This window comes from Paracoccus sp. SCN 68-21, from assembly GCF_001724535.1.
In the GTDB taxonomy this organism is placed as follows: domain Bacteria; phylum Pseudomonadota; class Alphaproteobacteria; order Rhodobacterales; family Rhodobacteraceae; genus Paracoccus; species Paracoccus hibiscisoli.
Genome location: NZ_MEES01000025.1, coordinates 54,527 through 69,964, shown reverse-complemented (window position 1 = coordinate 69,964; position 15,438 = coordinate 54,527). Strand labels below are relative to the sequence as shown.

16 protein-coding genes are annotated in these 15,438 nt (G+C 68.0%); 5 read left to right on the top strand and 11 right to left on the bottom strand.

Annotation, left to right across the window (positions count from 1 at the left end):
- From ABS73_RS16750 to ABS73_RS09720, 3 genes are all read right to left on the bottom strand, one after another.
- Positions 1–309, bottom strand: a 309-nt coding sequence (locus tag ABS73_RS16750; protein ID WP_353743328.1) for an EamA family transporter, incomplete at its 3' end; no start/stop codon positions are given.
- The gene (locus ABS73_RS16745; protein WP_338118619.1) at positions 276–881 is read right to left on the bottom strand and encodes a DMT family transporter; all 606 of its coding nucleotides are present in this window, start codon (positions 879–881) and stop codon (positions 276–278) included. The genes ABS73_RS16745 and ABS73_RS16750, both read right to left, overlap by 34 nt.
- Entirely contained in the window at positions 878–1,579 is a 702-nt protein-coding gene (locus ABS73_RS09720; RefSeq protein WP_277024772.1) for an HAD family hydrolase, read from the bottom strand. Before ABS73_RS09720 ends, ABS73_RS16745 begins: the two co-directional genes overlap by 4 nt.
- Positions 1,580–1,928: 349 nt before the next feature.
- On the opposite strand from ABS73_RS09720, the gene ABS73_RS09715 reads away from it, so the two are divergent.
- Positions 1,929–2,231 (top strand): hypothetical protein, encoded by a 303-nt coding sequence (locus tag ABS73_RS09715; RefSeq protein WP_211243626.1) that lies wholly within the window; start codon positions 1,929–1,931, stop codon positions 2,229–2,231.
- A gap of 6 nt (positions 2,232–2,237) precedes the next feature.
- On the opposite strand, the gene parA is transcribed toward ABS73_RS09715, so the two are convergent.
- Both parA and ABS73_RS09705 read right to left on the bottom strand, forming a co-directional pair.
- A complete protein-coding gene (parA, locus tag ABS73_RS09710) occupies positions 2,238–2,870 on the bottom strand; it encodes a ParA family partition ATPase (protein WP_277024768.1) in 633 nt (210 codons plus the stop codon).
- A gap of 74 nt (positions 2,871–2,944) precedes the next feature.
- Positions 2,945–3,265, bottom strand: coding sequence for an antibiotic biosynthesis monooxygenase family protein (locus tag ABS73_RS09705; protein WP_136855096.1), 321 nt, complete (start codon positions 3,263–3,265; stop codon positions 2,945–2,947).
- Between the two features lie 123 nt (positions 3,266–3,388).
- Between ABS73_RS09705 and ABS73_RS09700 the strand changes: the two genes are divergently transcribed.
- Positions 3,389–4,438, top strand: a complete 1,050-nt coding sequence (locus tag ABS73_RS09700; RefSeq protein ID WP_277024766.1) for a dipeptidase — start codon at positions 3,389–3,391, stop codon at positions 4,436–4,438.
- A 55-nt stretch (positions 4,439–4,493) separates the two neighbouring features.
- Here ABS73_RS09700 and ABS73_RS09695 read toward each other — a convergent pair whose 3' ends face one another.
- Both ABS73_RS09695 and hemA read right to left on the bottom strand, forming a co-directional pair.
- Complete coding sequence (locus ABS73_RS09695; protein WP_277024764.1) at positions 4,494–5,804, bottom strand: helix-turn-helix domain-containing protein; 1,311 nt, start codon at positions 5,802–5,804, stop codon at positions 4,494–4,496.
- A 109-nt stretch (positions 5,805–5,913) separates the two neighbouring features.
- The gene (gene hemA / locus ABS73_RS09690; RefSeq protein ID WP_277024841.1) at positions 5,914–7,143 is read right to left on the bottom strand and encodes a 5-aminolevulinate synthase; all 1,230 of its coding nucleotides are present in this window, start codon (positions 7,141–7,143) and stop codon (positions 5,914–5,916) included.
- A 163-nt stretch (positions 7,144–7,306) separates the two neighbouring features.
- Between hemA and ABS73_RS09685 the strand changes: the two genes are divergently transcribed.
- Complete coding sequence (locus ABS73_RS09685; RefSeq protein ID WP_277024760.1) at positions 7,307–8,692, top strand: M20/M25/M40 family metallo-hydrolase; 1,386 nt, start codon at positions 7,307–7,309, stop codon at positions 8,690–8,692.
- A gap of 57 nt (positions 8,693–8,749) precedes the next feature.
- Here ABS73_RS09685 and ABS73_RS09680 read toward each other — a convergent pair whose 3' ends face one another.
- Positions 8,750–9,361 carry a lytic transglycosylase domain-containing protein gene (locus ABS73_RS09680; RefSeq protein WP_136855091.1) on the bottom strand — a complete coding sequence of 204 codons (612 nt, stop codon included), beginning with the start codon at positions 9,359–9,361 and terminating at the stop codon, positions 8,750–8,752.
- 286 nt (positions 9,362–9,647) lie between these two features.
- Here ABS73_RS09680 and gatB point away from each other — a divergent pair, with 286 nt between their 5' ends.
- Together gatB and ABS73_RS09670 are read left to right on the top strand one after the other, a co-directional pair.
- On the top strand, positions 9,648–11,159 hold the full coding sequence (gatB, locus tag ABS73_RS09675) for an Asp-tRNA(Asn)/Glu-tRNA(Gln) amidotransferase subunit GatB (RefSeq protein ID WP_277024758.1): 1,512 nt from the start codon (positions 9,648–9,650) through the stop codon (positions 11,157–11,159).
- Between the two features lie 21 nt (positions 11,160–11,180).
- Positions 11,181–11,483: a DUF4177 domain-containing protein gene (locus ABS73_RS09670; RefSeq protein WP_277024756.1), complete on the top strand. Its 303-nt coding sequence runs from the start codon at positions 11,181–11,183 to the stop codon at positions 11,481–11,483.
- Here the strand turns inward: ABS73_RS09670 and ABS73_RS09665 are convergent, their stop codons facing one another.
- From ABS73_RS09665 to alaS, 3 genes are read right to left on the bottom strand one after another with little or no spacing between them, the layout of a single operon-like run.
- Positions 11,484–12,278, bottom strand: a complete 795-nt coding sequence (locus tag ABS73_RS09665) for a class II glutamine amidotransferase (protein ID WP_277024753.1) — start codon at positions 12,276–12,278, stop codon at positions 11,484–11,486. It lies immediately after the preceding gene.
- 60 nt (positions 12,279–12,338) lie between these two features.
- Entirely contained in the window at positions 12,339–12,638 is a 300-nt protein-coding gene (locus tag ABS73_RS09660; protein WP_136855087.1) for a DUF1330 domain-containing protein, read from the bottom strand.
- Complete coding sequence (gene alaS, locus ABS73_RS09655) at positions 12,635–15,286, bottom strand: alanine--tRNA ligase (protein WP_277024750.1); 2,652 nt, start codon at positions 15,284–15,286, stop codon at positions 12,635–12,637. The genes ABS73_RS09660 and alaS overlap by 4 nt, the downstream gene beginning before the upstream one ends.
- Between the last annotated feature and the right edge of the window lie 152 nt (positions 15,287–15,438).

The window sequence follows — 15,438 nt, the reverse complement described above, 5'->3', positions numbered from 1 at the left end:
GTCCACCGGCTTGCGCGCCCGGCGCAACCCCGCCTCGCGCCACATCGCATAGCCGCCCGCCAGCGCGATCAGCGCCGCCCCCGCCAGCGTCGCGGCATCAGGCCGCTCGCCAAAGATCACCGCCGCCACCACCAGCGCGAATGCCAGCCGCGTATAGCGGAACGGCGCCACCACCGACGCCTCGCCCAGACGCGAGGCCGCCACCAGTGTAGCATAGCCCACCACGCCAAAGACGACCGTCCCCGCCAGCAGCGCGCCCTCGACCGCGCCCGGCATCATCGGCGCGGGCCCCGCCAGCGCCCCCAGCACCAGCCCGCCGGCACCATCGCCCCATAGGCCGATGCCGACAGCTGGTCCGACGCCACCCCCGCCGGGATGCGCCGCGTGGCCAGATCGCGCAGGGTCAGCCCCGCGACCCCGGCCACCGCCCACAGCATCGCGGGCTGGAAGGCTGCCGTCCCCGGCCGCAGGATCAGCAGCACCCCCGCGAACCCCACCGCCACCGACAGCCAGCGCCGCCAGCCGACCTTTTCGCCCAGAAACAGCGCCGCCCCCAGCACCAGCGTCAGCGGCAGCACCTGCAGGATCGCCGATGTCACCGCCAGATCGCCCACCGCCAGCGCTGTCACCAGGCAGATCGCGCCCACGATCTCTCCGGCATTGCGCAGCAGCGCCATCGGGTGCATCAGATCACGCGTCCACAGCCGACCGCCCCGCCGCGCCAGCCGCAGCCAGAAGGCCGCGCCCGCGATAACCCCCACCATCGCCAGCAACTGCCAGACCGGCATGGTCCGGGTCAGCACCTTGAGGAAGGCATCCTCGATGGCGAACATCGCCATCGAGCCCGACATGAACAGCGCGGCGCGCCCGTTATCGGTCACGCCCCGCCCTCCAGCCGCGCGATCAGCGCGGGCAGCCCGCCCATGTCGGGCAGCTGATGCAGACGCGGATGATCGGGCGCCTCGGCATGCTCATGGCTCCAGGTCAGATCATGGGGGATGAACACCCCCGTCCCGCCCAGCTCCAGCACCGGGATCACGTCGCTGCGCATCGAATTGCCCGCCATCAGGAACCGCGCAGCCTCGACCCCCTGCCCCATCAGCACGCGGGCATAGGCCTCGGGCGTCTTGTCGGCCAGGATCTGCACGGCGGCGAATCGCTCGGCCAGGCCGGACGCGGCGATCTTGCGCTCCTGATCCATCAGGTCGCCCTTGGTGATCAGGATCAGCCGCCGCCCCTCCATTGCGTCCAGCGCCGCCTCGACCCCCGGCAGCAGGGTGACGGGATGGGCCAGCATCTCGGCGCCCAGATCCAGGATGCGGGCGATCTGGCGGCCCTCGATGCGCCCGTCGGTCAGCTCGATCGCGGTCTGCACCATCGACAGCATGAACCCCTTGATGCCATAGCCATAGCGCACCAGGTTCGCGCTCTCGGTGTCATAAAGCCGCGTGGCGATGGTCTCGGGGTCGCCGTGGTCGGCCAGCAGGGCGCAGAATTCGGCCTCGGTCACGCGAAAGAAGGTCTCGTTTTCCCACAGGGTGTCATCGGCATCCAGACCGATGGCGTCGAACCGGGTCATCTGCATCTCCTCTTGCGGTTGCCCCGCGCGCGGTCCGACCGGACGCAGGCGGTGTCGATGGGTCCGGCCATGGCCAGCGGGGCGGTCATGACGATCGCGGCGGCCGCGCCACCGTCGATCTGCCCCAAAAGCGCGTCACCGTCGAGGGGCTGGACCCCGATCGCGCCGCATCCGTCCTGCAGGCCGCGGGCTTTCCCGCCGCGCGGCTTCCCGCCACCTGATCGCACCGGCCCTGCGCTGCGCGATTGAGCGGCGGGCCGCTTGCTGCTAGGATCGCCGGATCGGCCAAGGCGGAAAGAACCGGACCAACCGGCACGCGGCCATCCGAGGCATATCGAGGAGACAGTCCATGCTGAACCGATTCGTGATCGCGGCCGCCGCGATCGTCATGACCGCCCCGCTGGCCATGGCCGGACCCATCGACACCGCCTGCGTCCGGTCGGACCGCGCGCGGGGCAACGCGCCGCTGTGCGGTTGCATCCAGCAGGTGGCGAACCAGACCCTGTCGCGGTCAGACCAGCGCCAGGCCGCGCGGTTCTTCCGCGACCCGCACCGCGCCCAGGAGGTCCGCACCTCCAAGCGTGATGCCGACAACGCCTTCTGGGCCCGCTATCGCAACTTTGCCGCCCAGTCCGAGCGCCTCTGCCGCTGAGGCCGGTCAGCCCATCCGGGCCAGGATCTCGTCCGTAAGGGCGGCCATCTCGGCCTGAGCGGGGCCCTTCGGACGCTCTATCGCGCCCAAGCCCTGGCCAAGGCTCTCGGCATAGGCGACGCGGTTCGACACCTGCGTCGCCGCCACATCGGCCCCCAGTTCGGCGGCCTTTTCGGCGACCTCGACCGACAGGCGGGTGCCGGGGCGCGTGCGGTTCAGCACCACCAGCACCGCGGCCTTTTCGCGCCGCGCCAGATCCAGCACGCCTTCGGTCGCCCACAGATCGACATGGCTGGTCGCCACCGGCACCACCACCAAATCGGCCACACGCAACGCAGGGCGCAGGTCGCTGTCGATCTTGGGCGGCGTGTCGATGATGACGAAATCGAACCGCTTCCTCAGCTTTTCGGATTCGTAGCTGGCCCCCCAGGCCGACGAGGTCGAGAAATCCAGCGCCTCGTCCTCGCCCTTGCGTTCCATCCGCTCCATGAACCAGCGGCCCATGCTGCCCTGCGGGTCGGTATCGACCAGCGCCACGGAATGCCCGCGCGCGTGCAGGCAAACGGCCAGATTGACGGCCAGCGTCGTCTTGCCCGATCCGCCCTTTTGCTGGGCCACCGTGATGATCCGACCTGCCATGCGCTAATCCCCCGCGTTTGCCCCAGCCTAGGGACCAACGCCGCCGATTGCATCAAGTTTCTGCGGATGCAGCATCAGGGATGGACGGACTGAACCTCGTACATCACCGGCTCGAAGGATTTGCACATTGCGTGGATCTCGCGGTTGCGGCGACGCATCTCGGGGTCGCGTAGCATCGCCTGGTAATCGCGGCGGTCGCGCCATTGCGAATAGGTGGCGATGCGGGTCTGCGCGTCGTTCAGATGGATCGCGCCGCCCAGGCAGCCCTCGCGCCGGCTGATGACCTGCGCCCAGGCCTCGGTCAGCAGGTCCAGCACGTCATGCGCGCTGCCGGGCGTGACCTCGAAGGTGGTGATGACGGTCTGACCGTCGAAATCGGACGTGATCCTGGGCATGGGCTGGCCTTTCGCTGGCGGACTGCCGGACCAGCCTAACCCGCAACCCTCAGAGGACAAAGCACCATTGCGGGCATCTGCACGATGTGCATCCTGTAGCCTATTCGACGCAAAGGACCTGCCATGATCCCCGTATTCGACGGCCACAATGATTTCCTGCAGCGCGTGGCGGCGGCAGGACCGCATGCCGCCCGGCTGTGGCTGGAGGGTGACGGCCAGGGGCACATGGACCTGCCGCGCCTGAAGGCGGGGGGCATGGTGGGCGGGTTCTTTGCCATCTGGGTACCCTCGCCCGCGGGCCTGACCGATCACGCGGCGGTGCACGCGATGGAGAACCCGCCCTTCGATCTGCCCCTGCCCCCGGCGATCCATCCCGACGCGGCCCTGCCCCATGCCTTTGCCCAGGCCGCCGCCCTGCTGGCGCTGGAGCGCACCGGCACGCTGGACATCGTGCGCGACGCGGCGGGGCTGCGCGCGACCATCGCCGCCGGTCGGATCGCCGCGATCATGCACATGGAGGGGGCCGAGGCGATCAGCGACCCCGATGCCTTGCACCTGTGGCACCGGGCCGGGCTGCGATCCCTGGGGCCGGTCTGGTCGCGTCCCACGCACTACGGGCACGGTGTGCCCTTTGCCCATCCGTCGTCGCCCGACCGGGGCAAGGCGCTGACCCCGCAGGGGCGCACGCTGGTGCGGGCATGCAACGCCCTTGGCATCATGCTGGACCTGTCGCATCTGAACGAGGCCGGGTTCAACGACGTCGCCCGCCTGTCGGACGCCCCCTTGGTCGCCAGCCACAGCGGCGTCCATGCGATCTGCGAAAGCAGCCGCAACCTGACCGACCGCCAGCTGCGCCAGATTGCCGACAGCGGCGGGCTGGTGGGGCTGAACTTTGCCTCCAGCTTTCTGCGGCCCGACGGGCGGCGGCTGCCGCTGGAGGATCTGGGCGTGATGATCCGCCATCTGGACCACCTGATGGCCATTCTGGGAGAGGAGGGCGTGGCGCTCGGCTCGGATTTCGACGGGGCGCTGATGCCGCGCGACCTGCCCGATGTGGCGGCCCTGCCCCGGCTGATCGACGCGATGCGGCGGGCGGGCTATGGCGAGGCGCTGATCCGCAAGATCGCGTGCGACAACTGGATCGGCCTGCTGGAGCGGACCTGGCGGGGCTGAATACGAAACGGCCGGCCCCCTGCCCGGGGACCGGCCGCATCCGCGCAGGGCGCGCTTATTCGGTGCCGGTCTCGGCGCTCCCGGTCGAGAGGATCTGCGCCACGGCGATCATCTGCGCCAGCTCCGGGTCCGCGCCCAGGTCGGCCACGGCAAAGCGTTCCGGCAGGCTGGTCGCCGACAGCTCGATCCCGCTGACGACCTGCGCGCCGGGTGCGGCCGGACCATAGGTCTGGCCGTCCACCGCGAAATAGACCGCGCCGGAATTGCCGGTGCGCAGGACGGGCGGCTGCTCAAGCGGCGGCAGGGCAAAGCGTTCGCCCGCATCCATGATCTTCTCCAGCAGCACCGTCCCCTCGGCCGAGGTCACCCGCACCCAGGCCGGGCGCACCGAGAGCAGCTCCAGCCCCGGCGCGGCGGGGGCCAGCGTGCGCACCGGCCCTTCGGCGGCGGGGGCCTGGGCGGTCTGCAGCGGGCCCACGTCGCCGGGCGTCGCGGTGGGGGCCTGGGCGACGCCGGTCTGCTGCGCCAGCGGGTTCTGCGGCAGGGGCACCTGAGTGATCTGTCCGGCCGAGGCGATGACCTCGTCGATGGTCGGCTGGCTTTCCAGCAGGCCCGGGTCGATGGCCGCGATGGGGCCGTCGCGCGCTGTCAGGACCGGCGCCTCCAGGATCTGCGGGCGATAGAGGCGATCCATTGCCTCGGGCTGCGGCAGGGTGCGGGCCAGATCGCGGCCCTGCGCGCCGTCGATGGCCGGGTCGGACAGCCCGGCGCCGCTGGTCGGGTCCAGATCGGCCACCACCGTCGGCACGTCATCGCCCGGCGACAGGGTCACACGCTGAACCTCCTGCAGAAGTGCCCATCCGCCATAGGCCAGACCGCCGATCAGCATCATCAGCACGGCGATGGCACCGATGGCGCGCGGTTCGATCTCGGACCAGAAGCTGCGCTCCTGCGGGATGAACAGCGCGCGGGGATTGGCCAGGGCCTCAGCCGGGTCAGAAGGGCGGCGACCCGGCTTGGGACCGGCAGCCGACGGGGCCATGCCATGCGTCGGCTGGAACCCCGATTCCTGGCAGAACCGGCGGAACACCCAGTCGGGGTCCATGCCCAGATACCGTGCGTAGGACCGCACATAGCCGGAAATGAAACTGGGCGTGTCAAAGGCAGAGATGTCGCAATTCTCGATCGCCGCGACATAGGACGCGCGAATGCGCAATTCGCGCTGGACGTCCAGCAGCGATTTGCCCAGCGTCGCGCGCTCTCCGCGCATCAGATCGCCCAAACGCGTGTCGTCGTCAGGGAAATGACCGGCATCCCCAACCTGCACGAACTCTTCTGCCGGGTCATGTGCCCGCAGCCTGCTCATCGCCTATGCCCCATCCGCCTGTTATGTGCACCCGCCGAATCGGACGATGCCACAGCTTCTTTAACTGCAGGTTATCACGCAGGCGAGAGGCGTTCACGCCCCGATTGAATCACGCGCTCAATTCGGCGCGATTCAGCGCGCAATGCGACCATAGCGCATCCATTGCCCGCACCAGATGGTCGATCTGCTTGGGATCGTGCACCGGAGACGGGGTGAAGCGCAGCCGCTCCGTGCCGCGCGGCACGGTCGGGAAGTTGATCGGCTGGACATAGATGCCGTAATCGCGCAGCAACATGTCCGACAGTGCCTTGCAGTGAACCGGATGGCCGACATGCACCGGCACAATATGGCTGCCATGGTCGATGATCGGCATGCCCAACGATTTCAACCGCGTTTTAAGGATACGGGCATGCAGCTGCTGGGCATCGCGCAATTCCTGCCCTTCGGCGGTCTTGAGCAGCGCGATGGAGGCCGCGGCCCCGGCGGCCACCGCAGGCGGCAGCGAGGTCGTGAAGATGAAGCCCGGCGCATAGGAGCGGATCGCATCGCACATCTTGGCGCTGGCCGCGATATAGCCGCCGAAGACGCCAAAGGCCTTGCCCAGCGTGCCGTTGATGATGTCGATGCGGCCCGCCAGGCGGTCACGCTCGGCCACGCCACCGCCGCGCGGACCATACATGCCCACGGCGTGAACCTCGTCCAGATAGGTCAGCGCGCCGAATTCGTCGGCAAGGTCGCAGAACCCCTTGATCGGGCCGAAATCGCCATCCATCGAATAGATCGATTCGAACGCGATCAGCTTGGGCGCGTCGGGATCGTCGGCAGCCATCAGCTCGCGCAGATGGGCCAGATCGTTGTGGCGGAAGATGCGCTTGGCGCCGCCATTGCGCTTGATCCCCTCGATCATCGAGGCGTGGTTCAGCTCATCGGAATAGATGATCAGGCCGGGAAACAGCTTGGGCAGCGTCGAAAGCGTCGCGTCATTGGCGATATAGGCCGATGAGAAGACCAGCGCGGCCTCTTTCTCGTGCAGATCGGCCAGCTCGGTCTCAAGGCGCTTGTGATAGACGGTGGTGCCGCTGATGTTGCGGGTGCCGCCCGAACCGGCGCCGGTGGCGTCCAGCGCCTCGTGCATGGCGGACAGGACCGCCGGATGCTGGCCCATGGCCAGATAGTCGTTGCCGCACCACACGGTGATGTCCTGCCGTTCTCCGTCGGGGCGGTTCCAGACAGCCTGGGGAAAGCGACCCTTGGCCCGCTCGATATCGATGAAGGTCCGATAACGGCCTTCCTCGTGCAGGCGGGACAGGGCCTTGTCCAGGGCGGCGTCATACTTCATTGCGGGCGATCCCTTGCGTAGCTGGCTGGGTGCGATCATTCTCCGACCGCGCGCTGTTTGCCTTGATAGAGGTCAAGGCGCGAAAAAAACAGGCCGAAAACGTCGCAATTCGACGAAAGACGCAGGCAAATACCTGTCATGCGCACTGCAAGAGGTAGGAATCATGGGCTTTGACGCAAGAGTTGGGGACATCCTGACGCATCTGGACCAGGGGTTGGACGCGGCGCTGGCGCGTCTGTCCGATTTTCTTCGAATCCCGTCGATTTCGACCGACCCGGCCCATGCGGTCGACGTGCGCCGCGCGGCGGAATGGCTGGCGGCCGATCTGGACGCCCTGGGATTTGACGTGCAGATCCACGTCACGCCGGGCCACCCGATGGTCACCGCCCGCAGCCAACCGGGCGACGCGCGGCCGCTGCTGTTCTATGGCCATTATGACGTGCAGCCCGTCGATCCGCTGGAGCTGTGGAACCGCCCGCCCTTCGACCCGGCCATCGAGGACACGCCCCAGGGCCGGGTGATCCGCGCGCGCGGCGCCTCGGACGACAAGGGGCAGCTGATGACCTTCGTCGAGGCGTTCCGCGCCTGGAAGGCCGTGCATGGCAGCCTGCCCAGCGACCTGATCCTGCTGTTCGAGGGAGAGGAGGAATCCGGCTCTCCGTCGCTGCGCCCCTTCCTCCAGGCGCATGCGGGCGATCTGCGGGCCGATCTGGCGATCATCTGCGACACGTCGCGCCATGCCGACGGGCGCCCCGCCATCACCACCCAGCTGCGCGGCCTGGTCGGGCAGGAGGTCGTGGTCCACGCCGCCGATCGGGACCTGCATTCGGGCAGCTTCGGGGGGCTGGCGGCCAACCCGATCATGATCCTGGCGCAGGCGCTGGCCGCGCTGAAGGACGACACCGGCCGCGTCACCCTGCCCGGTTTCTATGACGGCGTGGCCGATCTGTCGCCCGAACTGGCGCGCGACTGGCAGGCGCTGAATTTCAATGCGGGCGATTTCTTGGGCCGCGTGGGCCTGTCCGACCCCATCGGCGAACGCGGGCGCACGGCCCTGGAGATGGTCTGGAACCAGCCCACGGCTGAGATCAACGGCATCGCCGGCGGCTATGCCGGTGACGGGTTCAAGACCGTGCTGCCCGCCATGGCCCGCGCCAAGGTCAGCTTTCGCCTGACCGGCACGCAGGACCCAGCGGCGGTGCGCCAGGCGTTCCAGGATCACGTCCGCCGCTTTGTCCCCGCCGATTGCCGCGTCGATTTCCACGACCACGGGGCCAGCCCGGCCAGCGTCATGGACATCGGCGACCCGGCCTTCGGCACCGCGAAACAGGCGCTGACCGAGGAATGGGGCCAGGAGGCCGCGTTCATCGGGGCGGGCGGATCGATCCCCATCGCGGGCGATTTCAAGGAATTGCTGGGCATGGATTCGATGCTGATCGGGTTCGCGCGCGACGACGACCGCATCCATTCGCCGAATGAGAAATACGACGTCGAAAGCTTTGCCAAGGGTGCCCGATCCTGGGCGCGCATCCTGGCCGCGCTGCGCTGAGCGGCGCATGAAAAAGCCGCCGGTCATGCCGGCGGCCCCCATCGCCCTGCGGGCGGATCAGCTTTCGGCGGTGCAATAGCTCTGGCTGGAGGTCCAGGCGGCGATATCGGCGCGCTTCTTGGGGCTGCGCATCGGCGCCCAGTCCCGCGCCACGCCGCGCCAGCCGCTGCCGTCACGCGCCACGGCATTGTCCCGCGCGACCTGACGCGAGGCGATCTTGACCGCGCAGGCCATATTGTCGGCCCCGTCGCGGATGTTGCCGTCGCAGCCGTAATGACGCCAGGTGGCCGGGGCGATCTGCATCAGCCCGATCCAGCGCCCGCCGCCACCCGCCGCCTGCGGGTTGAAGGTGCTTTCGTGCCGCGCCACCGCGGACAGCAGTCCCGCCCAGAACGCCTTGCGGCCCGTTGGGGCCAACTGGCGATAGTTGGGGCAGAACTCGGCGATGTCATGGGGCACGCTGGACAGCATGGTCACGCCCTCGCGGCCCAGGGCCTCCATAGTGGCACGGGTCCATTCGTCGGCGCCATTGCGCTCTCCCCACCGCATCGGGGGTGCCTGGGTCAGGGCCATTTCCTGCGCCTCGACGGCGGCCGCGGACGGGCCGGAGGGCGTGGTGGAGCAGGCGGCGACCAGCACAAGGGCGGCCAGAGAGAGCGCAGCGCGCATCGGGACCTCAAGGGGTTGTTTCGTCAGCACCTGCCATAGCGGCAGAAAAAAATGCCGCAAGATGAAGGATATGACCTCGGCGGGAACCTGCCGCAGGTCCGGGTCCGCACTGACGGTTTTCCGCCGATGGGCCGTGGGCCGCGCCGGTTTCGGACCCGTGGTCACGCGGAATTAACTCTTGCAGCGGCAATCGCCTGATTCGCGTGCAGCCTGTCGGCAGGCCGTGACAATGCCCCGCCCTTGCCCTAAAACCGCCGCCAGACCGTTCCGCCAGACGAGGCCCGCCATGCTTGACCTGACCTATACCGCCCCGCAGCCCAAGGTGATTCACGGGGCGAAAGGCGATTGGGAGCTGGTGATCGGGCTGGAGGTCCACGCCCAGGTCGCCTCGAACGCCAAGCTGTTCTCGGGCGCCTCGACCCGTTTCGGGTCGGAACCCAACAGCAACGTGGCCTTTGTCGATGCGGCGATGCCCGGCATGCTGCCGGTCATCAACGAATTCTGCGTGGCCCAGGCCGTGCGCACCGGGCTGGGCCTCAAGGCCGCGATCAACCTGCGCAGCGCCTTCGACCGCAAGAACTATTTCTATCCCGACCTGCCGCAGGGCTATCAGATCAGTCAGCTTTACCACCCCATCGTGGGCGAGGGAGAGATCATCGTCGACATGGCCCCCGGCATCGCCCGCCGCGTCCGGGTCGAGCGCATCCACCTGGAACAGGACGCGGGCAAGTCGATCCATGACATGGACCCGGCGATGAGCTTCGTCGATCTGAACCGTACCGGCGTCGCCCTGATGGAGATCGTCAGCCGCCCCGACATCCGCGGCCCCGAAGAGGCCGCTGCCTATGTCGTCAAGCTGCGCCAGATTTTGCGCTATCTGGGCACCTGCGACGGCAACATGCAGAACGGCAACCTGCGCGCCGACGTGAACGTGTCGGTCTGCAAGCCCGGCGATTACGAACGCTTCCAGGAGACCGGCGATTTCGGTCATCTGGGCACGCGCTGCGAGATCAAGAACATGAATTCGATGCGCTTCATCCAGGCGGCCATCGACTATGAGGCGCGGCGCCAGATCGCCATTCTGGAGGATGGCGGCAGCATCGTGCAGGAGACCCGTCTCTACGATCCCGACAAGGGAGAGACGCGGTCGATGCGCTCCAAGGAGGAGGCGCATGATTATCGCTATTTCCCCGACCCCGACCTGCTGCCGCTGGAGATCGAGCAGGCCTGGGTGGACGACATCGCGGCCTCCATGCCCGAGCTGCCCGATGAGAAGAAGGCCCGCTTCGTGCGCGACATGGGTCTGTCGGAATATGACGCGGGCGTGCTGACCGCCGAGGTCGAGAATGCCGACTATTTCGAGGCGGTGGCCAGTGGCCGTGACGGCAAGATGGCCGCGAACTGGGTCATCAACGAGCTGTTCGGCCGGTTGAACAAGGAGGGGCTGTCGGTCGCGACCTCTCCGGTCTCGGCCGCACAGCTGGGCGGCGTGATCGACCTGATCGCGGATGGCGCGATTTCCGGCAAGATCGCCAAGGACCTGTTCGAGATCCTGTGGACCGAAGGCGGCGATCCCGCCCAGATCGTGGACCAGCGCGGCATGAAGCAGGTGACCGACCTGGGCGCGATCGAGGCCGCGGTCGATCAGATCATCGCCGACAACCCCGCCCAGGTGGAGAAGGCCAAGGCCAACCCCAAGCTGGCCGGCTGGTTCGTGGGACAGGTGCTGAAGGCCACCGGCGGCAAGGCCAACCCGGCGGCGGTCAATGACCTCGTGGCGCAGAAACTGGGGCTGTGACCCCTTTGACAGGACCGCAGCATGCGCTTTGAATATTCCGTGATCGCCGCGCCCACCAAGGCTGAGAAAGCCCGTGAGGCGCGCACCCCCACCGATCGCTATGCTCTGTCGCTGACGGCGGCGCTGAACCTCATGGCGGCCGAGGGTTGGGAATACCTGCGCGCCGACGTTCTGCCCAGCGAGGAACGCAGCGGCCTGACCGGGCGCACGACGATCTATCACAACGTGCTGGTGTTCCGCCGCCCACAGGTCATAGACCCCGAGGTCAAGCGCCTGCCCCAGCCCGAGGCCGAGGCCCCCGACGCGATGACCGAACGCCCCTGATCAGGCGGCCGCGCTCAGCGGCTCGGGGCAAAAGCGGGTGATCTCGACCCGGTCCTGCTCAAAGGTGCAGAAGCTGCCGGGCGGCACCTCGGTCCAGTCGGTCTCATCCGTCTCCAGGGGCTCGGACACCACAGCCCAGCCCTGACGGCTTTCGGACCAGCGGTGATACAGCGACGGCGCCTGATCGTCGCTGCTATAGCGCAGCGCAAAGAGCCGCTGCCCGTCCGACAGCGCGCAGGCCGCCCGCACATGCGGCGCCGAACCGCGCTGACGGGCCAGCGCGCCCAGCTGGCCCAACGCCCGCTCCATCGCGCCCTGGGGGTCGCGGTCCAGCCCCTGCCCCAGTGCGATCAGGAACAGCGCCTCGCTGTCAGTCGCGCCCTTGCGATGCGGGTAATACTCATCCGGGATCAGCACATCCGCATGACGGCGGAACCCGTCATAGCCGCCGAACTGGCCGTTATGCATGAAGCTCCAGCGGCCCACGGCAAAGGGGTGGCAGTTGTTGCGACTGGTCGCCGTGCCGGTCGAGGCCCGCACATGCGCCATGAACAGCCCCGACCGCACCTGCCCCACCAGGCTGCGCAGGTTCGGGTCGGACCAGGCGGGCATGACATCGCGATACAGCCCCGGCTCGGGCCGCTCGCCATACCAGGCGATGCCGAACCCGTCGGCATTCACCGGCGTCTGGCAGCGGGTCGCCCCCTGGCTCTGCCGGATCAGCGAATGCGCCGGCCGGCTGACGATGTCCTCCAGAAAGATCGGTGCGCCCAGATAGGCGGCCCAACGACACATGCCCTGCCCCTTTCACGTCTCTTTTGTGACAGGACTAGCACGAAAGTCTGAAGGATTCACCTATTCCGACGGGGGCGGCGTCTCTTCCACGATCACGAGGTCGCGTTCGCTGGCGCCTTTGGCATGTGCCAGCGCCGCCTGGTACTCACTGCTGTGATAACAGGCAACCGCCGCATCAAGGCTGGGGAACCGCGCGACCACATGGCGGGCGCGATCCGCACCCTCCAGCACGTGATAGCGGCCGGCACGGGCCAGGAACACACCGCCATGCGCGGCAATCGCCGGCCCCGCCGCCTTGGCATAGAGGCCATAGGCGTCAGGGTCGGTCACGGTCACATGGGCAATCCAAAGCGCTGTCATTTGCTGTCCTCGATGATCTTGCGGGCGTCCTGGAACGCCGTTTCCGCGGCCGCAAGCGAGGGCGCCCCGCCTTGCGCCCGGTCGGGGCGGCCGCCACCGCCCTTGCCGCCCAGTGCGGCAACAGCTGACTGGACCAGCGCCACCGCGCTGATCCGCCCGGTCAGATCAGGCGTGACGCCCGCCGCGACCGTGGCCTTGCCGCCATCCTCTGCCAGGACCAGCACCGCGCCGCTGCCCAAACCGGCCTTCATCTCGTCGACCAGCGCGCCCAGCTCTTTGCCGCCCACGCCCTCGACCTTGCGGGCGATGAACTTGACGCCCGCGATCTCCTCCGCCTCGTCACCGCCGCCCATCGCCAGCTGACGCTTCAGCTGCGCGACCTCGTTGGCCAGCGCCTTGCGCTCATCGGCCAGGGCGCGGACGCGGTTCACCACCTCGGCGGATTGCGCCTTGAGGATGCCCGCGATCTCGCCCAACCGGCTGTCAGCGTCGCGCAGGTGATCCAGCGCCGCCTGTCCGGTCAGCGCCTCGATCCGCCGCACGCCCGCGCTGGAGGCCGCATCGCCCAGCAGCACGAAGGCCCCGATATCGCCGGTCCGCGCCACATGCGTGCCGCCGCACAGCTCCAGCGAATAGGTCGCGCCATCCGCGCCCTTGCCGCTGCCCGGCTGCGCGCCCATCGACACGACACGCACCTCGTCGCCGTATTTCTCGCCGAACAGCGCCTGCGCCCCCAGGGCCCGCGCATCGTCGGGCGTCATGATTCGCGTGTCGACCGGGCTGTTCTGGCGGATATAGGCGTTCACCTCGGCCTCGATCCGCCCCATCTCATCCGCGCTGACCGCGCTGTTATGGCTGAAATCGAACCGCAGCCGGTCGGGCGCGTTCAGGCTGCCCCGCTGTGCGACGTGATCGCCCAGGGCGCCGCGCAGCGCCTCATGCAGCAGGTGCGTCGCCGAATGGTTCGCGCGGATCGCGCCGCGGCGGTCATGATCCACCACCAGCTGCGCGCCCTGCCCGCGGCTGATCGTGCCCATCGTGACGTGCGCCTGATGGATGAAGACGCCCGCGACCTTCTTGGTGTCCGTGACACGCGCCGCGCCGGTCTCGGTCCGGATCACGCCCTGATCGCCGACCTGACCGCCGCTTTCGGCATAGAAGGGCGACTGGTTCACCACAATGGCGACACTCATGCCCTCGCCCGCCTCGGCGGTATCCGTGCCGTCGATCACCAGCGCGGTGATCTGGCCCTCGGCCTCCTCGGTGTCATAGCCCAGGAATTCGGTTACGCCGTGCTTCTCCGCCAGCTCGAACCAGATGGTCGCATCGGCGGCCTCGCCAGAGCCCGACCAGGCGGCGCGGGCCATGCGCTTCTGCTCGGCCATGGCGGCGTCAAAGCCCTCGATCTGTACCGCGCGACCCTTTTCGCGCAGCGCGTCCTGCGTCAGGTCCAGCGGAAAGCCGAAGGTGTCATACAGCTTGAACGCCGCCTCGCCGGGCAGATCCGCCCCGTCGGGCAGGCGCGCCAGTTCGTCGTCCAGCAGCTTCAGACCCCGGTCCAGCGTCTGGCGGAACCGCGTCTCCTCGGAGCGCAGCGTCTCCTCGATCATCGCCTGCGCGCGGGTCAGCTCGGGGTAGGCCGCGCCCATCTGGCGCACCAGCGCCGGGACCAGCTTGTGCATCACCGGATCCTGGGCGCCCAGCATATGCGCATGACGCATCGCGCGGCGCATGATCCGGCGCAGCACATAGCCGCGCCCCTCATTGCTGGGCATCACCCCGTCCGCGATCAGGAAGCTGGTCGAGCGCAGGTGATCCGCGATCACCCGGTGATGCACCTTGCCCGGCCCGTCCGGGTCCGCGCTGGTCGCCTGCGCCGACGCCTCGATCAGCGACCGCATCAGGTCGGTGTCATAATTGTCGTGCTTGCCCTGCAACAGCGCGCCGATCCGCTCCAACCCCATGCCGGTGTCGATGGACTGCATGTCCAGCGCACGCATGGACCCGTCCTCGAACTGCTCGTTCTGCATGAAGACCAGGTTCCAGATCTCGATGAAGCGGTCGCCATCCTCATCGGCCGAACCCGGAGGGCCGCCCCAGATCTTGTCGCCGTGATCGAAGAAGATCTCGGTGCAGGGGCCGCAGGGGCCGGTCGGCCCCATCTGCCAGAAATTGTCCGCCGTGGGGATGCGGATGATGCGGTCGTCGGACAGGCCCGCGACCTTCTTCCAGATCTCGGCCGCCTCGTCATCGGTGTGATAGACGGTGACCAGAAGCCGGTCCTTGGGAATGCCGAATTCCTTGGTCAGCAGCTCCCAGGCATGCGCGATCGCTTGGTCCTTGAAATAATCACCAAAGCTGAAATTCCCCAGCATCTCAAAGAACGTATGGTGCCGCGCGGTATAGCCGACATTGTCCAGATCGTTGTGCTTGCCGCCCGCGCGCACGCATTTCTGCGCGGTTGTGGCGCGGTTATAGTCCCGCGTCTCGACCCCGGTGAACAGGTTCTTGAACTGCACCATGCCGGAATTGGCGAACATCAGCGTGGGGTCGTTGCGCGGCACCAGCGGGCTGCTGTCCACGACGCGGTGGCCGTTCTTCTCGAAATAACCAAGGAAAGTCGAGCGGATGTCATTCAGACTGGGCATGGCGGGCCTTCATCGCAGGGGTGTTTCCGGCCAAGCCGGGCTTGGGTCTTGGTCTATCCCCCGCCCGCAGCCCTGTCCAGCAACCCCCTGCACGCGACAGCCCGCATCGCCACGAAAAACGGCGCGGGATCGCTCCCGCGCCGTTCGGTCAG

Coding starts and splice junctions, on each gene's coding strand:
- ABS73_RS09720 (WP_277024772.1), bottom strand. CDS start 1,579: ATGACCCGGTTCGACGCCATCGGTCTGGATGCCGATGACACCCTGTGG.
- ABS73_RS09715 (WP_211243626.1), top strand. CDS start 1,929: ATGCTGAACCGATTCGTGATCGCGGCCGCCGCGATCGTCATGACCGCC.
- parA (WP_277024768.1), bottom strand. CDS start 2,870: ATGGCAGGTCGGATCATCACGGTGGCCCAGCAAAAGGGCGGATCGGGC.
- ABS73_RS09705 (WP_136855096.1), bottom strand. CDS start 3,265: ATGCCCAGGATCACGTCCGATTTCGACGGTCAGACCGTCATCACCACC.
- ABS73_RS09700 (WP_277024766.1), top strand. CDS start 3,389: ATGATCCCCGTATTCGACGGCCACAATGATTTCCTGCAGCGCGTGGCG.
- ABS73_RS09695 (WP_277024764.1), bottom strand. CDS start 5,804: ATGAGCAGGCTGCGGGCACATGACCCGGCAGAAGAGTTCGTGCAGGTT.
- hemA (WP_277024841.1), bottom strand. CDS start 7,143: ATGAAGTATGACGCCGCCCTGGACAAGGCCCTGTCCCGCCTGCACGAG.
- ABS73_RS09685 (WP_277024760.1), top strand. CDS start 7,307: ATGGGCTTTGACGCAAGAGTTGGGGACATCCTGACGCATCTGGACCAG.
- ABS73_RS09680 (WP_136855091.1), bottom strand. CDS start 9,361: ATGCGCGCTGCGCTCTCTCTGGCCGCCCTTGTGCTGGTCGCCGCCTGC.
- gatB (WP_277024758.1), top strand. CDS start 9,648: ATGCTTGACCTGACCTATACCGCCCCGCAGCCCAAGGTGATTCACGGG.
- ABS73_RS09670 (WP_277024756.1), top strand. CDS start 11,181: ATGCGCTTTGAATATTCCGTGATCGCCGCGCCCACCAAGGCTGAGAAA.
- ABS73_RS09665 (WP_277024753.1), bottom strand. CDS start 12,278: ATGTGTCGTTGGGCCGCCTATCTGGGCGCACCGATCTTTCTGGAGGAC.
- ABS73_RS09660 (WP_136855087.1), bottom strand. CDS start 12,638: ATGACAGCGCTTTGGATTGCCCATGTGACCGTGACCGACCCTGACGCC.
- alaS (WP_277024750.1), bottom strand. CDS start 15,286: ATGCCCAGTCTGAATGACATCCGCTCGACTTTCCTTGGTTATTTCGAG.